The sequence below is a fragment of the Streptomyces sp. NPDC048506 genome, from assembly GCF_040651315.1.
Classification (GTDB): domain Bacteria; phylum Actinomycetota; class Actinomycetes; order Streptomycetales; family Streptomycetaceae; genus Streptomyces.
The window spans coordinates 1-1,757 of sequence record NZ_JBEZIX010000124.1 but is presented as its reverse complement, the minus strand read 5'-3'; the positions used below and the strand labels follow the sequence as shown (position 1 = coordinate 1,757).

At 68.6% G+C, this 1,757-nt stretch carries 1 protein-coding gene; it reads left to right on the top strand.

Features of this window, described 5'->3' with window-relative positions; translation table 11 throughout:
- The first annotated feature begins 121 nt into the window (after positions 1-121).
- Positions 122-1,720, top strand: a complete 1,599-nt coding sequence (locus AB0C96_RS43000; RefSeq protein WP_362925748.1) for an ISL3 family transposase — start codon at positions 122-124, stop codon at positions 1,718-1,720.
- Positions 1,721-1,757: the final 37 nt, after the last annotated feature.

Sequence of the window (1,757 nt, the reverse complement as noted above, 5' to 3'; positions counted from 1 at the left end):
GGCTCTGGCTCAACTTCTGTGAAACGGCCACTCTGAGTGACAGTCGGACCTCTTCGAGCTGTACGCGAAGTCGCCCGAAATTGGCCCGTCGGCCCGGCGGTTGGGCTGACAGTTCGGGGCCGTGGAAGAGGTCGTGCTCCGGCTGAAGGAGTTGTTGTTCCCGTCGATCGCGGACGTCGCGGTGGTGTCGGTGGACGTGAACACCGAGATAGTGCGCGTTGATGCGCAATGCGTCGCGGACGGCGCCGTGTGCCCGGTCTGCGGGGTCTGGTCGAACCGGGTTCATGGTTCCTACCTGCGGTTTCCCGCTGATGTGCCGAGCGGTGGCCGAAGCGTTGTTCTCCAGCTGAGAGTCCGTCGATTCACCTGCGGGAACTCGGGCTGCGCACGACGTACCTTCGTCGAGCAGATACCCGGCCTGACACGTCGGCACGGTCAGCGGACCGAGCGGTTGCGCTCGGCCCTGGCTGCGGTCGGTCTGGCCCTCGCGGGCCGGGCCGGGGCCCGCATCGCCCGCGTTCTCGGGGTGTCCGTCAGCCGCAGCACGGTGCTCCGGCTGGTGGACGCTCTTCCCGAACCCGAGATCTCCGTGCCGCGGGTGGTCGGCGTCGACGAGTACGCCACCCGCAAGGGCCGCCACTACGGAACCGTCCTCGTCGACATCGAGACCCGCCGCCCCGTCGATTTACTGCCGGACCGGGAGGCGTCCAGCCTGGCGACCTGGCTCGCCGAACGGCCGGGCATCGAGGTCGTTTGCCGCGACCGGGCGCCGTTCTTCGCCGAAGGCGCCTCCGCCGGCGCCCCGCAGGCCGTCCAGGTCGCGGACCGGTGGCACCTATGGCACAACCTGAGCGAGGCCGCCGAACGGGCCGTCGCCCAGCACCGCCGCTGCCTGCGAGCCCTTGTCCCGGCCGCCCCCGAACCCGAGCCTGAGCCCGCTCCGGAAGAAGAACCGTCCGGTTCACCGTGGCCGACCGGGCACCGGTTCGCCGACCGCACCAGGTCCCGGCACGCCGCCGTTCACGCACTCCTGGAGTCAGGACACAGCCTCCGTTCGGTCCAGCGGCAGCTCGGCATGGCCTGGCACACCGTCAAGCGGTTCGCCGACGCCGCGAAGCCGGAGGACCTGTTCACCGGCCAGTGGCAGAACCGGACCTCGATACTCGATGACTACAAGCCCTACCTGGACGACCGCTGGAACGAGGGCGTCACCAACGCGTGGAAGCTGTGGGAGGAGATCGTGCCGCTCGGCTACAAGGGCAGCTACCAGCGCGTCCGTGCCTACCTGCACAAGAAGCGCACCTCACCGCGACCGGTGACCGCCCGGCCGCCCTCACCCCGAACCGTCTCCGGATGGATCCTCAGCCGCCCGGAAACCCTCACCGAGCCCGAACAACTCCAGCTCAAGACCATCCGTACCCAGTGTCCCGAACTCGACGCCCTCACCCGGCATGTCCGGTCCTTTGCGACCATGCTCACCGACCGCCAGGGCGAGCGTCTCCCGGCTTGGCTCGACGCCGTCCGGCAGGACGACCTGCCCAGCCTCCACACTCTCGCCGCCGGCATCGACCGCGACATCGACGCCGTCACCGCCGGATTGACGCTGCCCTGGAGCTCGGGCGCAGTCGAAGGCCATGTCAACCGGATCAAGATGCTCAAGCGCCAGATGTTCGGCCGTGCAGGGTTCCAACTTCTCCGCAAGCGTGTCCTATTGGCGTGACGGAGAGTGGCCGTGTCACAGAAGTTGAGCCAGAGCC